General features: G+C 42.0%; 13 protein-coding genes. 7 read left to right on the forward strand and 6 right to left on the reverse strand.

Annotation, left to right across the window (positions count from 1 at the left end; all coding sequences use genetic code 11):
• Nucleotides 1-5: 5 nt before the first annotated feature.
• Nucleotides 6-1,298, reverse strand: a complete 1,293-nt coding sequence (surA, locus tag JIG41_RS10855) for a peptidylprolyl isomerase SurA (protein ID WP_036965983.1) — start codon at nucleotides 1,296-1,298, stop codon at nucleotides 6-8.
• A gap of 36 nt (nucleotides 1,299-1,334) precedes the next feature.
• Nucleotides 1,335-3,581, reverse strand: a complete 2,247-nt coding sequence (lptD, locus tag JIG41_RS10860) for an LPS assembly protein LptD (protein ID WP_036965986.1) — start codon at nucleotides 3,579-3,581, stop codon at nucleotides 1,335-1,337.
• Between the two features lie 103 nt (nucleotides 3,582-3,684).
• Here lptD and JIG41_RS10865 point away from each other — a divergent pair, with 103 nt between their 5' ends.
• The 3 genes from JIG41_RS10865 to djlA are packed head-to-tail and all read left to right on the forward strand — an operon-like array spanning nucleotide 3,685 to nucleotide 6,221.
• Entirely contained in the window at nucleotides 3,685-4,686 is a 1,002-nt protein-coding gene (locus tag JIG41_RS10865) for an aminoglycoside phosphotransferase family protein (protein ID WP_196857403.1), read from the forward strand.
• Complete coding sequence (gene murU / locus JIG41_RS10870) at nucleotides 4,683-5,342, forward strand: N-acetylmuramate alpha-1-phosphate uridylyltransferase MurU (RefSeq protein WP_065979658.1); 660 nt, start codon at nucleotides 4,683-4,685, stop codon at nucleotides 5,340-5,342. Before JIG41_RS10865 ends, murU begins: the two co-directional genes overlap by 4 nt.
• A gap of 18 nt (nucleotides 5,343-5,360) precedes the next feature.
• On the forward strand, nucleotides 5,361-6,221 hold the full coding sequence (gene djlA / locus JIG41_RS10875; RefSeq protein WP_065979659.1) for a co-chaperone DjlA: 861 nt from the start codon (nucleotides 5,361-5,363) through the stop codon (nucleotides 6,219-6,221).
• Here the strand turns inward: djlA and JIG41_RS10880 are convergent.
• A complete protein-coding gene (locus JIG41_RS10880; RefSeq protein ID WP_199524732.1) occupies nucleotides 6,204-7,127 on the reverse strand; it encodes a DUF3530 family protein in 924 nt (307 codons plus the stop codon). The two genes, djlA and JIG41_RS10880, sit on opposite strands and share 18 nt — an antisense overlap.
• 59 nt (nucleotides 7,128-7,186) lie before the next feature.
• The gene (gene rluA / locus JIG41_RS10885; RefSeq protein WP_074988943.1) at nucleotides 7,187-7,840 is read right to left on the reverse strand and encodes a bifunctional tRNA pseudouridine(32) synthase/23S rRNA pseudouridine(746) synthase RluA; all 654 of its coding nucleotides are present in this window, start codon (nucleotides 7,838-7,840) and stop codon (nucleotides 7,187-7,189) included.
• A gap of 133 nt (nucleotides 7,841-7,973) precedes the next feature.
• Between rluA and JIG41_RS10890 the strand changes: the two genes are divergently transcribed.
• Nucleotides 7,974-8,204 (forward strand): hypothetical protein, encoded by a 231-nt coding sequence (locus tag JIG41_RS10890; RefSeq protein WP_036966004.1) that lies wholly within the window; start codon nucleotides 7,974-7,976, stop codon nucleotides 8,202-8,204.
• A gap of 57 nt (nucleotides 8,205-8,261) precedes the next feature.
• Here the strand turns inward: JIG41_RS10890 and rapA are convergent, their stop codons facing one another.
• On the reverse strand, nucleotides 8,262-11,156 hold the full coding sequence (gene rapA / locus JIG41_RS10895; RefSeq protein WP_074988942.1) for an RNA polymerase-associated protein RapA: 2,895 nt from the start codon (nucleotides 11,154-11,156) through the stop codon (nucleotides 8,262-8,264).
• Between the two features lie 298 nt (nucleotides 11,157-11,454).
• Between rapA and JIG41_RS10900 the strand changes: the two genes are divergently transcribed.
• The 3 genes from JIG41_RS10900 to JIG41_RS10910 all read left to right on the forward strand — a co-directional run bounded on the left by JIG41_RS10900 (nucleotide 11,455) and on the right by JIG41_RS10910 (nucleotide 17,241).
• Nucleotides 11,455-12,852 (forward strand): PhoH family protein, encoded by a 1,398-nt coding sequence (locus JIG41_RS10900; protein ID WP_036966010.1) that lies wholly within the window; start codon nucleotides 11,455-11,457, stop codon nucleotides 12,850-12,852.
• A gap of 62 nt (nucleotides 12,853-12,914) precedes the next feature.
• On the forward strand, nucleotides 12,915-16,355 hold the full coding sequence (locus JIG41_RS10905; protein ID WP_199524733.1) for a PAS domain-containing hybrid sensor histidine kinase/response regulator: 3,441 nt from the start codon (nucleotides 12,915-12,917) through the stop codon (nucleotides 16,353-16,355).
• Entirely contained in the window at nucleotides 16,324-17,241 is a 918-nt protein-coding gene (locus tag JIG41_RS10910; RefSeq protein ID WP_036966017.1) for a diguanylate cyclase, read from the forward strand. The genes JIG41_RS10905 and JIG41_RS10910 overlap by 32 nt, the downstream gene beginning before the upstream one ends.
• 36 nt (nucleotides 17,242-17,277) lie before the next feature.
• On the opposite strand, the gene JIG41_RS10915 is transcribed toward JIG41_RS10910, so the two are convergent.
• On the reverse strand, nucleotides 17,278-17,661 hold the full coding sequence (locus tag JIG41_RS10915) for a DUF3192 domain-containing protein (RefSeq protein ID WP_036966020.1): 384 nt from the start codon (nucleotides 17,659-17,661) through the stop codon (nucleotides 17,278-17,280).
• Nucleotides 17,662-17,781: the final 120 nt, after the last annotated feature.

Consider the following 17,781-nt stretch of genomic DNA (forward strand, 5'->3'; position numbering starts at 1 on the left):
AATGATTATTCTACAGGGAAGATATCAACATGAGCTTGCTCACGCATTTCTTGCTGCCAGTTGAAGCTTTCTTCTTTAAACTTACGATTAAACAGCAGTTGATGCGCACGGTTACGTTTAGCAAGTTCAGTCTTATCTGCGACACGTTTATCAAGCAACTGCACAATATGCCAGCCAAATTGCGTTCTGAATGGCTCACTGATCTCGTTTTTATCAAGTGACAACAAGGTGTTTTTGAACTCAGGCACATAGGTGCTTGGGTCTGTCCAATCGTATTCGCCGCCTTTTAGCGCAGAACCTGGATCTTCAGAGTACTCTTTTGCAAGTTCAGCAAAGTCGGCGTTACCTTCACGCAAGTCTTTCGCAAAGCCTTTAAGCATCTCGCGCGCTTTTTCTTCGCTTAAAATGATAGACGGTTTAATAAGGATGTGACGAGAGCGAACTTCTGTGGTTTCAACTACTTGGCGACCACGTACATCTTGTACTTTAATAATGTGGAAACCTGCGCCTGAGCGAAGTGGACCAACGATATCGTCTTTTTTCTGACCTTTTACAGCCTCTGCAAAGAGTGAAGGCATTTCATTGATACCCATCCAGCCTAACTGACCACCTTCAAGCGCTTTTGAGCCACTTGATGATGAAATTGCAATGCGCTTGAACTCTTTACCTTCTTTTAAAAATTCAATGACTTTGTCAGCACGTGTTTTAGCGCTGGCAATTTCATCGGGTGTTGCATCACTTGGAATATCAATCAAGATGTGGCCGATATTGTACTCTTCGGCATTTTTACCTTGTGTTTCCATTATTTTTAAAAGGTTATCAATTTCTTGTGGGCTGATGTAAATACGGCGATCGACGTTAGCACGTGTAACTTGCTGGGTGGTGATCTCTTTACGTATTTCTTCGCGGTAAGCGGGAAAACTTTCACCAGCCGCTTCAATCGTGCGACGCAAATCAGCAATCGTGCCACCTTGCTCGCGCGCCATGTTTTCTAGCGTTTGGTCAAGCTGTGAATCCGAAATCTCAAGGCCCATACGCTCTGCAAGTTGCATCATAAGAGTTTGGCTTACAAGTCGTTCAATCGCTTGAATGCGCAACGTATCATCCGATGGGAGCTCTTGGCCTTGCTCGGCTGCTTGTGCTTTTACGCGATTAATAATTGTGTCGACTTCGCTTTGTAAGATAACACCTTGGTTAACGATGCCGACGACTTTGTCTATTTCGACAGGTTTTGCGAAAACGCTTTGGCATAAGCCAACTGTTAATAATGCTGATGCAAATAATTTTTTTAAATTCATACTTTTTCTAATACTCTTGCTAATAGTACTGCGGTACTAGTTATTAAGAAAATACGGTCTACGATAGCCAAAAATACCTTGTTGTAATAATTTTTGTGCATCATAACGGCTTTTACTACCAAGTCCTTTTAACACGATATTGAAGCCAATACTGGTATCAAAAGTGGCTTGCTCTTGGCCAATCGCTTGATTCAAATCGGTTTCGATTTGACGACGGCCAGTGATTTGAAACGCCCAGCAGCACGATTCATACTGCAGGCCGCTGAAAACCTCAATGCTACGACCACTTTCTAAATCGCGGTGATAGCTGCCAACAAACTGCCAATCATGTGTTAGCGGAATGCTGGTAAATAGACCAACTTGCTCGATTGTATTGCCTGAGACATCATTTGCATAGCGATGGTTCAATTGTACGAGCTGTTTATCGTCACCTTTATAATCTAAAGTGATATTTGACTGGATTATTTCTTTACCATCGGTGTCATATTGAATCCCCCCAGATAAATACCAGCGACGGTGCCAATGTAACATGGTTTGCGCGGCAAACAAGGCATTGTAGTTTGTATCAGACTGAATCCCTTGCGAAGTCGGTTTGGCATCATCGCTTAAATAAAAGATTTGCCCAGCACTGAAATTAAACACTTCTTCATTGTCGCTGCTAAATAAGCGCGTTGTTGCACCTAAAGTAAATTGGTTTGCGGTTGCTATGCGGTCGATGCTCGAAAAGCGACGATCTCTAAACAAACCAAAAAAGTCATCTTGTAACTTGGTGGTATCGTAAAGGCCAATATTCGACTGGTCTTTATTGGGTGTATACAAATACTGAATTTGAGGTTCTAACGTTTGAATGCCTTCTTTGAAGAAAAAAGCGGTTTCACGTTCAAAGTTTAGTTGGCTGTATAAACGTACTTTTGGCAGTGTACGTGTGACTTTTTCTTCAAAGTCAGTGCCTGTTAGATCACCGTGTTGATTATAAGTGGTGTGTAATAGGCTTACTTCAGATAAAAAAGACCACGCATACTCTTGATACCCCAAACTGGCTTTTGGTTCAATGTGAAGGCGGCTTGCTTCATCAATCACTGCATTGTTATTGGTAAAGTAGCTAAGTTCACCGTCGAGTGTTAAATCGACACCATAAAAGTCGTATGGGTTAGTTTGTGAAAAACTAATTTGTGGTAATGCTGCATAAGATTCACGGTGATCACCGAGCACTTCAAAGCTTTGAAGTTTGATGTCGGTACGCCACGTATCACCTAAATGCGTTAGTGAGCCTGTACGATATAACTGGGTATCTGTGCGAGTGGCATAACTCGAGTTTAAATCGGTTAAGTAGTTATCATCACTCACATTGGTAATATCAATGTTGCCACGCCAGTTCTCACCAAAATAACTTTGCTGTTGCCAGTGAAATAAATAGCGCGAGTCAACACTTGGCTCTTCGTCGTCTTTATCAAGGTACTCTACAGCGATTAAACCGTTATTTTGTTCTGTTAAATAACGAAACTCACCAATCATTTGTAAGCCACGCTTAGACATATAGCGTGGCGTAATTGTTGCGTCGTAATTTGGCGCTATATTCCAATAATACGGCGTGATAGTTTCAAGACCGTAGCGACCAGAGCTTGAGAAATTAGGTGTTAATAACCCTGACTTACGGCGGTCATCTAATGGAAAAGTGAAATAAGGGATATACAACACGGGCGTATCGAATACGCGTAATACGGTATTGTGAGTTTCACCCCAGCCATCTTCACTCGATAAATCAATTTCATCTGCTTCAATTGCCCATACCGGTGTTTCGCCCGGACAGGTAGTAAAGCTTGCGTTCATGAGGTTTAGGCCAGACTCATTGACTGTCAGTTTTTCTGCGCCACCATGACCGAGCTGGTCGGTGAGCTTATAGTCAGCGCCAAGTAGGCTTAATTCAGAGTTATTTAAATCTGCGTTGAGCCCAGAGCTATTAATTTGGCTAACTTTATCGCGATAAACGATAGGGCCGGTTGCATTAAGTAGACCACGTTGTTTGTCAATCAGTGCACTTTGTGCGGACAAATTCATCGTTAGGGTGTTAATATCTACATTACCGGTAAATTCTGCGCTTTGGGTACCCAATAGTTCAATATCATCGGATTTGATATCGATCATATTAAGTTCAAGGCCAGGGAGCGGTTGCCAAGCTCTGGTTTGCATTGAAGTGCCACAAAAGTTGTGTGCCAGTTCAGTTTCGGCGAACGATGGTGCGCTAAGTACGCTTAGCATCATTATGCCCCAGGTTTTGCTCATTTAATGACCTTAATGCTCTTTGGTTGGATATAAGCTAGACATAATAAAGGAAAACAATGGCAAATACAGTAATTGACTTAGTGAAAAATAGATATCTTACTAAATGAATCGTTATAAAAGTTTACAGCAGTTTTTAAATCCTCATTTTAAGGAGGATGAATATCAATTAGCAGCCATCACTGGCGATGCGAGTTTTCGTCGGTATTTTCGTATTAATACCGCAGAACAAAGCTTCATTGTGATGGATTCTGATCCTGATAAATTAGATAACACGCCCTATATTGAACTAAACAAAGTGTTCTCTAAACATGGTTTTAAATTACCAAAAATTCTTCAGGCTGATGAAAAGCAAGGCTTCTTTTTACTGAGTGATTTAGGCAATACACATTTAGCTGACTTACTTGGCGATGAAGACCGCACGCTACATTATAAGCATCTCATAAAGCTCAGTGCACAATGGGCGCAAACACCGCCTGCTCAATATATGAAAGTGTTTGATGATGACTTTTTGCAATTTGAATTGAGCATTTTTAGCGAATGGCTTGCCGATGCGTTTATTGATTGTTCGTTGTCGGATGAGCAAACACAGATGTGGCAAGATGCCTGTCAACTGCTGGTCAATAATGCGCTGGCGCAACCTATAGTGACCGTACACCGTGATTTTCATAGTAGAAATATTATGCGTACAGGACAGCAGTGGGCGATTATTGACTACCAAGATGCAGTGCAAGGGCCAGTGTGTTATGACTTAGTGTCGTTACTTCGAGATTGCTACTTTCAACTTCCTGAACATGAACTCGACTATTTACTGCATTTTGCCTATGACGAATTTACCAAGCAGCAGTTAATTCACGGAATTACGTTTGAGGTGTTCAAACGGTGGTTTGATTTAACAGGAATACAGCGTCACTTGAAAGCGGCCGGTATTTTTTGTCGTTTAAAATTACGCGATGGAAAATCTGGCTATTTAAATAATGTGCTGCCAACGCTTCAGTATATTAGTAATGTAAGTAAAGATTACCCAGAGTTAAGTGCACTCAGTGAGTGGATTGAACACACTATCATTGTGCAGACTAAAAAGCGGTTAGACAAAGAGATTAAATGAAAGCAATGATTTTAGCGGCAGGCCGTGGAAAACGCATGATGCCGTTGACTAGTACGCTGCCTAAACCGATGTTAAAAGTGGCAGGTAAACCATTATTAGCACACCACATTATTAACTTACGCCAAGCAGGCATTGTTGATATTGTCATAAACCTTGCATGGCAAGGAGATAAAATAAAGCAGTACTTTGGCAATGGCGAAGCGTTTGGCGTCACCATACAGTACAGCCAAGAGTGCGAAGGTGGGCTTGAAACAGCCGGTGGCATACTTCACGCTTTGCCCTTGCTTGGCGAGCACTTTGTGGTGATTAACGGGGATGTATTTACTGATTACGATATGACGTCACTCACACAACTGCATTTAGAACCCGGCGAAGCGCACCTTGTTTTGGTTGAAAACCCAGCCCACAATCCTGACGGTGATTTTGCGTTACGCCATTTAGGTCCCGATAGTCAAAAGTACACGTTTTCAGGTATTAGCCGTTTTCATGCTGACTTTTTTAAAGGCCTAACACCGGGTGTGCTTGCACTAGGGCCTATCCTGCGTGAGAAGCTGGCAGAGTATCAAGTATCCACTGAGCTGTACCTTGGTCAGTGGGACGACATAGGCACACCAGCCAGACTCGACGAACTAAACCAGCGCTTAGCTGTAAAATAACAACGAGGGTTTATCATTATGTGGGGAAAAGTACTGGGATTCTGTTTTGGCTTTATGTTTGGCCGGTTTGTTGGCGCTTTGCTGGGGTTGTACCTTGGTCACATGTTTGATCGCAGCTTAAAACAAGACTTTGATAAAGCGGGCGGTTTCTCCGGCCTGTTTAAAGGTGATGATATTAATGAACGTCAAGCGCTGTTTTTTTCAAGCTGCTTTGCGGTTATGGGTCATATTGCCAAATCAAATGGTCGAGTCAGTGAAACGCACATTAAAGCTGCGAGTGTCTTTATGAATGAAATGGGCTTGTCGGGTGATGAGCGCCGTGAAGCACAAGATGCATTTCGAAGCGGTAAAGAAGCCGATTTTTCACTAAAAGAAACGGTTCATGATTTTAAAGAACGTTTTGCCCGTCGTCATGACTTGCTGCAATTGTTTCTAGAAATTCAAATTCAAATGGCATTCTCTGATGGTCATCTTGCAGAACAAGAAAAACAATTATTGCACGAGGTGAGTAAACAGTTAGGAATTTCGCGCACACAATTTTCATTCTTACTAAAACGTTACCAAGCTGAATTTGCATTTCGTCAGCAGCAACAGCGCTTTTATGAGCAACAAAACCAACAACACAGTACTCATAATGAGCAACATGGTCATCGAGTCCCGCCAAACAATAGCATGAACCGTGCTCAGGCACTTGCGTTACTTGGCTTAAGTAAGGATGCGTCTGCGCGTGATATTAAAGTAGCTTATCGTAAGCTCATGGCACAGCATCACCCTGATAAGCTGGTATCGCAAGGGCTACCTAAGCACATGATGGAAGTCGCGGTGAAGAAAAGCCAAGATATTCAAGCCGCTTATGAATATTTAAAGAAGGCGGCGTAAAAAGCCGTCGACTTCTTTGAGCAACCGCTCGTGTTGCTCAGGTTCTGTGGGGGTTCCGAACAATTCTCGTTGTCGATAATCATATTTAGCGTTGCGCCTAACCCAGCGTTTTCTATCGTTGACGCTTTGAAGTGTGTCTGGGTTACCTTCACTGTAGAAAATATCTAATAGTGGTGGGCTAATGGTCGACAACGTGGCATTGAGATGCTGGTTTCGAATACTGTTTGGAAGGTAGCTTCCTAAACTAATAAAGGCATTCAACTCGTTATTGGGAAAGCTTGCATAGTGCTCAATAAGTAGCCCAGCACTGGCACCCTGTGCCAGTACTATAATGTTGCCACCTTCATCCATCGCGCTGTTATACAAAGCATTGAATCTAGCAATTAACTTTAGTTTGTAATCATCAAGTATCGCTTCACTTATGTTTGGCTTCGCTGAGACAAAGTGAGGCGCTTGTTGTGTTTGGGCTGGTGGAGCTGAGTCAGCTTGCTGATTATTTTGCGTTGTTGACTCAGTTTCAGAGTTATCAGTGGGCTCTGGCATCGCCATATCGGCAGGGTGCCAGTCAATATCAGGCATAGTCATAGCGAGTGTCGCATAGCCAATATCATTTAATTGCTTACGTAAAAAGTTGATCCCCGCATTATTGGTAGGCACGTCTTGCCAGTCTGGAATAATTAACACGATGCCACGTTGTGTTGGCGCCATAGATTGACGATATAAACTAATGAACTCATCGTCACCGGCCAGTAAAGTACGCACTTCATCGCTGGGTAAAAAACGTTGAATATCGTTTGTAACGAGGCTTGACCAAGGCGAAGGTTTAATAAAATCAGCCCCATTCACTGTGCTAACTAGCGCAAAACTGGCTGCGAAAAGTAACGTCTGTAAAGGGGATAAAGTCATGCCGATATCACTTAATTAAGGTCTAGGTATGTATCGGCAAGTCGGCGTAAATATTTAGTTTAAAATTCTGGAGCAGCTTCAAACACCATTTTTTCATCACTGGCAGGGTGAGTTAAACTCAGCATTTCTGCATGAAGTTGCAAACGAGGAGCCAGCGCTAATGCTTCTGAGTGGGCATACAGTCTATCCCCTAAAATTGGGTGACCTAAAGACAGCATGTGCACACGTAGTTGGTGAGAGCGCCCTGTAATTGGGGTCAGCTCAACGCGCGTTGCCTGAGCTTCATGCTCAAGTACTTTAAAGTGTGTTAATGAAGGCTTGCCTTTGTCGTGATCAACCATTTGTTTAGGGCGGTTCGGCCAATCACAAATAAGCGGTAAATCGACGGAACCTGTTTGCTGTTCAAGCTTTCCAAATACACGCGCAACATAGCGTTTGGCGGTTTTTCTATCTTGAAACTGAATACTCAGATTGCGATGTGCTTCTTTATGCATCGCTAAACAAATAATCCCTGAGGTTGCCATATCTAAGCGATGAACAATTTTAGCGTTAGGAAATACGCGGTTAACGCGTGCAATAAGGCAATCGGCATGTTTTGGGTCCTTACCCGGCACCGTAAGTAAACCACTTGGTTTATTGACGATCAGTAAATCATCATCTTGATAAACAATGCTCAAATAGGGGGTCATTGGGGGATTATAATTGAGTAACACAGCCAGCCTCGATGATATGCAAGGGCGTTATTTTAAAGGAGTATCAATGCTTACACAATGCTAGGAGTGGTTTTGAATTGTTATCCGATATACAGTTGCTTACTTAGCGAATTTGCAAAACAGGAGTCATTGAATGTTTTTTTTGGGCCGTATTCGCAGTAAGCCTTGCACACGATGCGGATTACACGTTAACGACCGCGAACCTGAGTGTTGGCACTGCAAAGACCTTACTGACTTACAAGCTGTGTATTTAAAAAAAGCTTACACAGAAGATGTCATTAAGAAAAATAAAGGCTTAGCCGCTCTCTTTTGCAAATTAGCCGCCGTCGCGTTGGTGATAAGCCTCGCTGCGTTTTTAATATAAAAAACGCGATGTGGGATGACATCGCGTTGCTTATTTATACGTTTTACGTCACTCGCTCTAGTGCGACACAACAATCAAACGAATCGCATCTAATTTAACTTGGGCTTTTTCAATATAGGTCGTCAGGTCACTGCGTTGTTTATCAAAGAAGCTAAGCTCTTCATCACGAATATTCGGATTAATTTGTTTAAGCGCGGTTAAACGGGCTTGCTCTTCACCTAATGCGGTATGCATTTTTTCTAATGACTCAACACGCAATGCGTCGAGTTTTGTTTGGGCTAACCCCTGAGCGCTGGTGATCATTGGGTGAATGGCACTTTGTAGCGCACTGGCTAACTTGCTTGCCGTTTGACGACCAACCGCAGAAAGCTGTTGGTTAAAGGCATCAAAGGCAACATTATCGGCTAAGTTATTGCTGCTTTTATCAAGTAAAACTCGAATAGGAGTCGGCGGTAAGAAACGACCTACCTGTAATGACTTCGGTGCCATGGCTTCTGCAATGAAGATAAGCTCAACAAAAAATGTACCCGCAGGGAGTTTTTTGTTTTTCAGCAGGGCAACCGATGCTGTACCAAAGTCATCATCGCAAATCATGTCTAAACTGCCTTGCACCATCGGGTGATCCCAGCTGATAAAATGCGCATCTTCTTGCGATAGTGCAGTTGCACGGTCAAAGGTCACGGTAATACCGTCATCTTTTAAGCAAGGGAAAGAGGGATTCAACATATGCTCGGTTGGTTTTAAGATAATGGTATTTTCACCTTTATCTTCTTGGCTTACACCAAAAGTGTCGAACACATTGATCATGTAACTTGGCAATGTAAACTGGTCATCTAGCTCTTCGATATCAGCGACTAAGCTTTCAGCACGGCCTTGACCACTTGAGTGCAGCTCTAATAAACGGTCACGACCACTTTCCATTTGTTTGCGCAGTTTTGCATTTTGGCTAGCAACTTGTTCGAGTAGTGGGTCTAGCTCTTCTTCATCACAATTATGTGTACCAATGAATTCAAGCAGCTCTTCACCGAATTCTTTATACAACATTTGCCCTGTGGTTGATGTTGTTTCAAACGCATCTAGGCCTTCGTTATACCAGCGTAGCAAGACTTCTTGTGCTGTATTTTCAAAGTAAGGCACATGAATGTTTACATCTTGCGTTTGACCAATACGGTCAAGGCGACCAATACGTTGCTCTAACAAATCAGGGTTCAAAGGTAAATCAAAGAGCACTAAATGATGTGAGAACTGGAAGTTACGGCCTTCTGAACCAATCTCTGAACACAGAAGGATTTGTGCGCTGTCGTATTCATCAGCAAAAAATGCCGCAGCACGGTCACGCTCAACAATCGACATACCTTCATGGAACACAGATGCTTTAATGGCTTCGCGCTCTCGTAAAATTTGTTCAAGGCTAATCGCTGTTTCAGCTTTAGCACAAATTAGCAGGACTTTTTCGTGTTTTAGTGTTTTTAATGTTTCGATTAACCAGTCAACGCGTGGGTCGAAGGCGCCCCAACTGGCGTTTTCACCTTCAAATTCTTGAAATATTTTTTCTGGGAATAACGCGCGCAGGGCGCTTAGTTCAGCACTTTGAATGCCGCCTATATTCCCTAAGACCGACATTGCGGTTTTATATTGCTTTGGCATCGCCATTGGGTAAGCGTGGAGTTTACGGCTTGGGTAACCATCAATACCGCTGCGACTATTTCTGAACAAAATACGGCCCGTACCATGGCGGTCCAGTAGCATTGATAAAATTTCATTACGCGCGGTTTCATCACCTTGCTCAGCTTTAGCAAGCACCTCAGTGATATCGGTTTCTTTTAATAAGGCTTTTAATGTCTCGCGAGCCGTGTCATCTAAGCGTTGCTCACTGAGTAGTTGATTAGCAGCTTCTGCGACATCTTTGTAGTTACTTTCTTCTTCAACAAAAGCATCGTAATCATAAAAACGATCAGGGTCGAGTAATTGCAAACGCGCAAAGTGGCTGCGGTGGCCTAATTGATCGGGTGTTGCTGTCAGTAAAATAAGGCCCGGAATATCTTGGCTAAGCTCAGCCATGCGTTGATATTCTGTGCTTGGTTTACCATTTGTAATACTCAAATGGTGCGCTTCATCAACCACGAGTAAATCCCAATCGGCTAATGTTGCTTGTTCAAACCAGCGTTTTTTCTTGCTTAAAAATTCAAGGCTAGTAAGTACTAACTGTTCTGTTTCGAATACATTCGGTGAGTCTGCGAATGCTTCATCACAACGTTCCTCATCAAAAATAGAGAAACGTAAATTAAAGCGACGAAGCATCTCAACGAGCCATTGGTGTTGCAGGTTTTCAGGCACCACAATTAATACGCGGCTAGCTCGGCCACTAATGATTTGTTGATGTAAAATCATCCCCGCTTCAATGGTTTTACCAAGGCCCACTTCATCTGACAATAAAACACGCGGCGCGAAACGTTTACCCACTTCTTGTGCAATATAAAGCTGGTGAGGTATTAGGTTGGCACGTTGACCAATTAAGCCTTTTAAAGGTGATTGCTGACGCTCGAACTGGTGCTGCCAAGTTTGATAGCGAAGGGTGTAACGATCAAAACGGTCTACTTGGCCTGCAAATAAGCGGTCTTGCGGTTTATTAAATTTAATAAAGTGATCTAAAAAGGTCTCTTTTAACTGAACTTTTTCACCGTTATCAACGCGTGTACCGTGGTAGCATAAAAGCTCACCTTGTTCTTCAACTGACTCTACTTCAAGTTCCCACTCTTCAACGCTGCGAATAACATCGCCTGGATTAAATGCGACACGAGTAACAGGTGCTTCTGTTAAAGAATAAACTCTGTTTTCACCACTGGCTGGAAATAAAATGCTGACCTGACGGCCTTCAAGGGCAACTACGGTGCCTAATCCTAAATCTGACTCAGTATCACTGATCCAACGCTGACCTAAGGAAAAATTCATGTATGTCTCGTCTATGAAGAAAAAGGCGGCTATGTTACCTGTAACATCAGGCTACTTCAAGGCAGTAAACTCGCCGCACACAATTAAATTTAGTCAACCTTTTTAAGTCAATATTACAGGTAAATTTTGTATGTATTTTAACCACTTAAATAATTGTAATTTTGGCTGTCATAAAAAGGACTTTTGCTGCAAATAGACTAAACTGAGTATATACCTAACAAATAAATAACCGCTTTAATCGCTGCTTGTTTAGTTAATTGGGTATAGCATAAAAATCATAAAACGTAAGGAAAGTGCTATGGAAAAAGCTTCGAACCTTGATAGTAAAATGTATGTGCTCGATACCAATGTCTTACTCCACGAACCCCTCGCTTATTTATCTTTTCAAGAACACGATGTTGTTGTCCCGATGACCGTATTAGAAGAGCTCGATCATATAAAGGATAGAAAACATGATGTTAGCCGTGATGCCCGTGTTGCAATTCGTGGTTTGGATGAAATACTCAAAGACGCCTCACCAGAGCAAATGTTGCAAGGTGTCGCGTTGCCAAGTAATAAAAAGGCGAAAACAGAGTCTCGCGGTCGTTTAATTATTGTCAATGACCATTTATTTGCCGATAGCATTTCAGGGTTACCAGGCAATGAAAATGATCACCGCATAATTAACTGCGCGGTACATTTACAAAAACAGCACAGTGATAGCAAAGTTGTGTTAGTTACCAAAGACATCAACATGCGCCTTAAAGCGAAAGGAGCAGGGTTGAAGTTTGTTGAAGACTATCGCACAGATCAATTAATTGATGATATTGCGCTATTAACCAGCGGCTACAAAAAAATAGAAGGTGATTTTTGGCAACATGTCGGTGAGTGTGAAACAGAGCAACAAGGACGCGACACTTACCATCATATAGCAAAGAGTACCATAAGTGATGTGTTTTATAACGAGTATATACTTGATAGCAGCGACCATTTTGCGGCACGAGTAAAAAGCTACGACGATAAAACCATTACTTTAAAAGACATTAGTGTCGAACGTCTAATGAACCAAACTGCGTGGGGCGTTAAGCCAAAAAATGTGTACCAAGGCATGGCGCTTGATGCTTTACTAGACCCAACTATTGAACTGGTTATTTTAACCGGCCCTGCAGGCTGTGGTAAAACTCTACTTGCCCTTGCCAGCGCACTTGAAATGATTATTGAAAAAGGCATTTACGATAAAGTTATCGTAACCCGAAATACCCCCGAAATAGCTGAATCAATAGGCTTTTTACCTGGTACCGAAGAAGAAAAAATGGCCCCTTGGCTTGCTGCCATAACCGATACCCTAGAAGTGTTACACAAAGGCGATGAAAACCCGGTGTCTAGTCGCAACTACATTATGGAAAAAGCCAACATGCAGTTTAAGTCGGTTAACTTTATGCGAGGAAGAAGTATTCAAAATGCCGTGGTGATATTAGATGAAAGTCAAAATTTAACCGCCTCTCAATTGAAGACCATAATCACCCGCTGTGGTGAGGGCACGAAGTTAATTTGCTCAGGAAACTTAGCGCAAATCGATAGTAACTATTTAACCCCTGTTACCTCAGGTTTAACCTATATTGTTGAACGATTTAAAAATTTTGAAGGAAGTGCAACGGTTAACTTGAATGGTGTTGTTCGTAGTCGCTTGGCAAGCTTCGCTGAAGAAAATTTATAACTTGCCAGTGAATCTTTGCCTCGTTAATCTAGGTGTTACCGAGGCAAGGTACTTAAAATCGAGTGAATTTTTTACCACTAAAGCATTATTATCGTTCTCTGGCCGTGGCGCTTATTGTGCCATTGCTGGTGGCGTTTATTCTGTGTTTACACTTATATAATTTAAAGCTAGAACGCTCACAAGAAAGCCGACAAAGTAGTTTTAATAATATCTCTGCTCAGCTTGGTCATGCAATGCATGCGGCTGATGGATTGATTGATACGATGTTTAAGTTGTATGAGCAACCACTATCATATGACTTCGACCCCAACTGGGCCCGCAATGTAAATCAGTTTGATCACTACTATTATCAACCCATAAAGGGGGGAGTGGGTGAAATTGTGGGGCAAGGTAAATTTGCATCCACCGCCTTTGCTCTTACTCAGTGGCGTCAAGTGCTTGCATTAGGGCCCTCGTTCAACACAACGCTGGCATTGATTCAATCGTTGCAAGGTGTTGCCTATGTTAACGAACAGGGTTTTGTTTATATAAAGCGCCGTTCAACAGCTGAAAGTGAATTGCTGACGAGTGTGTTGGATAATAAATTTCGACCGTCACGTTTAAATGATAAAGCGCTGGCCTCAAGTGCTGTAATTACTGTTAATGGCCACGCGTACTTTGCAATAGGAAAAAGACGAGCGTTACAAAGCGACGACTACATCATTTTAATTTATGACTTAGAGGCAATCTCTAAGTGGTTAATGAAAACTGCCCCGAGTAACGGCGAGTATATTTTCATTAATCAAGATAACCAAGTAATAGCCAGCTCAAGTAAAATATTAAAAACAGCGATTAATGCAGATGATTATTGGCCCGAAAGTGAGATAAACAAAAACACAAAAAGTCACAGTCACTTAGTGCAACCATCGTCTGATTTACCAATTTATACCCGTTACTTTGAATCTCAAAAAGCACTCAGTGGGCCTGTCCGCTACGACATGTTTATAGAATTTGTGTTCTTAAGTGTTTTTTTAGTCATGATGTTCAGCGCGGTATTTTGGTTGAGTCAGCGCATATTTGTAAAGCCAATGACTCACTTGATGAATTACCTAGAAAAACATGATGAAGGCCAACATACACTGGTAAATTATCGTATTCCTGCTGATTGGCAACCTTGGTTTAGCCGAGTTAAGCGGGTTTTTACCCGTAATGAAGAGCTTGTTCAATCATTGCAAGAGGCGAACAAAGCGCTTGATTCACAAGTGCAAGTTAAATCAAAACAATTGCGCCGCAGTATTGATGCCAAAGAACGTCATTTAGCCTTACTGAACACCATGCTTAATAATGTGCCAGATCTTATTTATTTTAAAAATATTGATGGTTCATTTTTAGGCTGTAACAAGGCGTATGAGAGTTATATCGGTTTACCGCAAGAGAAACTCGTTGGCCAGCAGTTATGTGATATCAGTGACGATAACGGCGAGCTAAGTGAACTTGAGCGACAAGTATTACAAGACCGCCAAGTGTATCAAAAACGTTTAGTAACCAATGATAAAACCTATCATTTGAGTATTGCGCCTTTTTATAACGAGCATCAACAATTATTGGGAACTATGGCGATAGGCCGTGATATTACTGAGCAGCACGCGGCATTAAACGCATTACAAAGCTCTGAAGCCAAATTACGCAGTGCAATGGAGTACGCTGCCAATGGGGTTATATTACTGTCTCTTGATTACCGCGTACTGCAAATGAATAAAGCGGCGCGTAAAATATTTTCACTAGAACGCAGTGACACCTTGAGCAGCCAATATAGGTTGGATGATTTGTTTGGCGAGCAATCACTAGACACGTTAAAAGGTACCTTACTTGAATTGCTTAGCGAAAAGAAAAAAGTGTATCACTTTAGTTTGCCCCAGCAAGAACAAAAATGTTGGCTACAAATTAGTGTTTCATTGGTATGGAATGGTGAAAAAAATCCAGATTACTTTGTTGTCCATGTCCAAGATATCACTGACTTAATACAAGCTAAAAATGACGCCGAGCGTGCCACATTAGCTAAAAGCCGCTTTATTGCCAATTTAAGTCATGAGATACGCACCCCACTTAATGCCGTACTGGGGCTAATAGATGTCATTGCGTTGCAAGGCTTGTCGTTGGAGCAGCGCACACATGCTGAGCAAGCGAAGTCAGCAGCCAACAGCTTATTGTCTTTATTAAACCGTATGCTCGATTTTGCCCGAGCCGAAAGTTCGCAAGTTAAATTAACTAAAGCCCCCTTTAGCCTGTCTGATTTAATTAATTATTGCGAAGGAATCGTCGCGCCACTGTGTAAAACGAAGGGGTTAGAATTCAGCGTTGAGTGCGATGAAAAGATCAATTCTAACCTAAGGGGCGATCAAATCTGTTTACAACAGGTGTTAGGTAATTTACTGACTAATGCCGCTAAATTCACAGAGCAAGGAAGCGTTAAATTAAGTTTAAACTTAGTCGAACAAACCTCTGAACAGCAACTAATTTGCTTTGCTGTAAAAGACACCGGTATTGGGATTAGTGATGCGGATCAAAGTCGCTTATTTGATGCCTTTACACAAGGTGATGAGTCACTTACACGTTCACATCAAGGCGTTGGGCTTGGGCTTGCAATTGTAAAGTACGAAGTGGCGTTAATGGGTGGCGAAATAAAACTAGCAAGTCAACGAGGCAAAGGCAGTGAATTTAGTTTCTGCTTACAGCTAGATAAAACCAGCGAACCGGCGAAAAAGGCGGTTGTATCCCTCCCTTCAAGTGCCGATTTATCGGGTCTATTAGTGTTAGCCGTAGATGATAACCCACTTAATCTAAGCATTATTAAAAGTATTTTAGAGCAAGCCGATATCACCGTTGTGTGTGCAGACAGTGGTGAAAAGGGCATTGAGCTTGCTAATTGTCTCAGACCTGACCTGATCTTCATGGATATTCAAATGCCCCAGATGGATGGCTGCCAAGCTACGCGTATAATTCGCCAGTCATTCACGAAAGAGCAAATGCCGATTTATGCATTAACAGCACACAGCGAAGCGGCTGACATAGAGCAATCCGTTGCGGCGGGCATGAATAAACACCTCACTAAACCCATTGTTGCCAGTACACTGTTTTTGGCGATGAGTGAACTTGAAGTACAGAAACAGGCTTTTTTTGACCGTACGTTTGTTCTCACTCAGTTTTCAAATAATACAGAATTAGTATTAACTATGCTGTCAAAGTTTGCGACCATGGCAGCACAACAGCTATTACAAATTTCAACATTAAAGACCACCGATGAGTTGATCAGAGTTGTCCATAATGTGAAAGGGTCGGCCGGTAATCTAGGCTTTAAACGTTTGTCAGCCTGCGCTCAGCAATGTGAGGCTAAGCTTAAAGCACAAGGCGAACTCCCTGAGTTATTAAACGATGAGTTGCAGTGGCAGATTAAACAAGTCATTGCATTTATCATCGAACAAGGATCTACAGATGCTAAAAAGAGCCAAGGTACTGATTGTTGATGACGATCCGTTGAACCGTTTGGTATTAGAAAAAACATTACAGCAAGATTATGATGTTTTTTGTGTTGAAAGTGGTGAAAAGGCACTGACGTTTTTAAAAACACAGTCCGTTGATTTACTGATTCTGGATATTGTTATGCCCGGTATTGATGGGTATGAGGTACTGAGCAAAATAAAAGAAAATACCGTCACAAATATGCTGCCTGTTATTTTTATTTCTGCTAATTCGAGCCATGACGACGAAGCAAAAGGCCTCGAGTTGGGGGCGATGGATTATATAACTAAACCCTTTAGTGCTGCGATTGTTCGTGCGCGTGTGCGTAATCAGTTATTAATCAAACAAAAAAATGACTTGCTCGAAATGCTAGCGTCAATCGATGGCCTGACTGAAATTCCTAATAGACGTTATCTAGATGAAAATCTTGCCCGAGAATGGCGTCGCTGTCGTCGCGATCAAACCCCTTTGTCTGTATTACTCATGGATGTGGATCATTTTAAACGGTTTAATGATTGCTATGGCCATCGAGCGGGTGATGATTGCTTAAAACGAATTGCTCATGCGCTTGTTGGGGCCTGCGAGCGAGGCAGTGACTTTGTGGCGCGCTATGGGGGGGAAGAGTTTGCGGCTGTTTTGCCTAATACAACGGCAACACAAGCAATCGCATTTGCTAATAAATTACGACATGCAGTGAGTAATTTAGGTATTCCCCATACCGCTTCGTTAAATTCGGATCATGTGACAATTAGTATCGGCATTGCGACCACAGAAACAGGCCAAGTATACGCTGAACAAACGCTGCTTGAAGAAGCTGACTTAGGGTTATATCAGGCTAAAGATGGCGGACGTGACCAAGTTGTGTCGAGATTAGTGAATGTGAGTGGGTAAAGAGTAGGCAAGGCCTACTCTGCCATTTTTGGCTAATTAGCCATTGCTCAGTGATTTATAAATGGTATCACCAACGCCAATTAGCTTATCGTTTTTAAATACTAGTGGTGTGCACTCATCTTTTGTCATTTTACCATCAGAGTGAATGCTATGAGTTGCATAAAACAATACTTGGTAAACATCGTCACCTTGTTTTAGTAATTCAGTGAAGTTAGGGGTGTGAAGTTTATTAAGTACCACTTGGTAGTTAGTATCAAGCGCAAGAGTCGAAATGATTTCGCGGTTATTTTTGTGCTGCTTTTGCCAGCTCGTCGATGAATCACCTGCCCAATGTGTTTCAGCTTCACCATCAGATACTGCAATGACACAGCCAGTTAAAAATGGTGCAGTAAGCGCTGCAATTAAAAGTGCTTTTTTCATTTTTTTATCCCTAGAATTTAATGTTTACGTTGCTCTTAATTAGCAATCAGCTTGCCACATTTTAAAAAGTAAATTAAATCAAGTTATTAGCTTTTAATTGGTCAATTGGCTAGGAGCTTT

The organism is Pseudoalteromonas sp. bablab_jr011 (assembly GCF_016464045.1).
Classification (GTDB): Bacteria; Pseudomonadota; Gammaproteobacteria; order Enterobacterales; family Alteromonadaceae; genus Pseudoalteromonas; species Pseudoalteromonas lipolytica.

Excerpts from the sequence above, each read along its gene's own strand:
- rapA (WP_074988942.1), bottom strand. The coding sequence starts at position 11,156 with ATGAATTTTTCCTTAGGTCAGCGTTGGATCAGTGATACTGAGTCAGAT.
- surA (WP_036965983.1), bottom strand. The coding sequence starts at position 1,298 with ATGAATTTAAAAAAATTATTTGCATCAGCATTATTAACAGTTGGCTTA.
- murU (WP_065979658.1), top strand. The coding sequence starts at position 4,683 with ATGAAAGCAATGATTTTAGCGGCAGGCCGTGGAAAACGCATGATGCCG.
- JIG41_RS10900 (WP_036966010.1), top strand. The coding sequence starts at position 11,455 with ATGGAAAAAGCTTCGAACCTTGATAGTAAAATGTATGTGCTCGATACC.
- JIG41_RS10910 (WP_036966017.1), top strand. The coding sequence starts at position 16,324 with ATGCTAAAAAGAGCCAAGGTACTGATTGTTGATGACGATCCGTTGAAC.
- JIG41_RS10890 (WP_036966004.1), top strand. The coding sequence starts at position 7,974 with ATGTTTTTTTTGGGCCGTATTCGCAGTAAGCCTTGCACACGATGCGGA.
- JIG41_RS10915 (WP_036966020.1), bottom strand. The coding sequence starts at position 17,661 with ATGAAAAAAGCACTTTTAATTGCAGCGCTTACTGCACCATTTTTAACT.
- JIG41_RS10865 (WP_196857403.1), top strand. The coding sequence starts at position 3,685 with ATGAATCGTTATAAAAGTTTACAGCAGTTTTTAAATCCTCATTTTAAG.
- lptD (WP_036965986.1), bottom strand. The coding sequence starts at position 3,581 with ATGAGCAAAACCTGGGGCATAATGATGCTAAGCGTACTTAGCGCACCA.
- djlA (WP_065979659.1), top strand. The coding sequence starts at position 5,361 with ATGTGGGGAAAAGTACTGGGATTCTGTTTTGGCTTTATGTTTGGCCGG.
- JIG41_RS10880 (WP_199524732.1), bottom strand. The coding sequence starts at position 7,127 with ATGACTTTATCCCCTTTACAGACGTTACTTTTCGCAGCCAGTTTTGCG.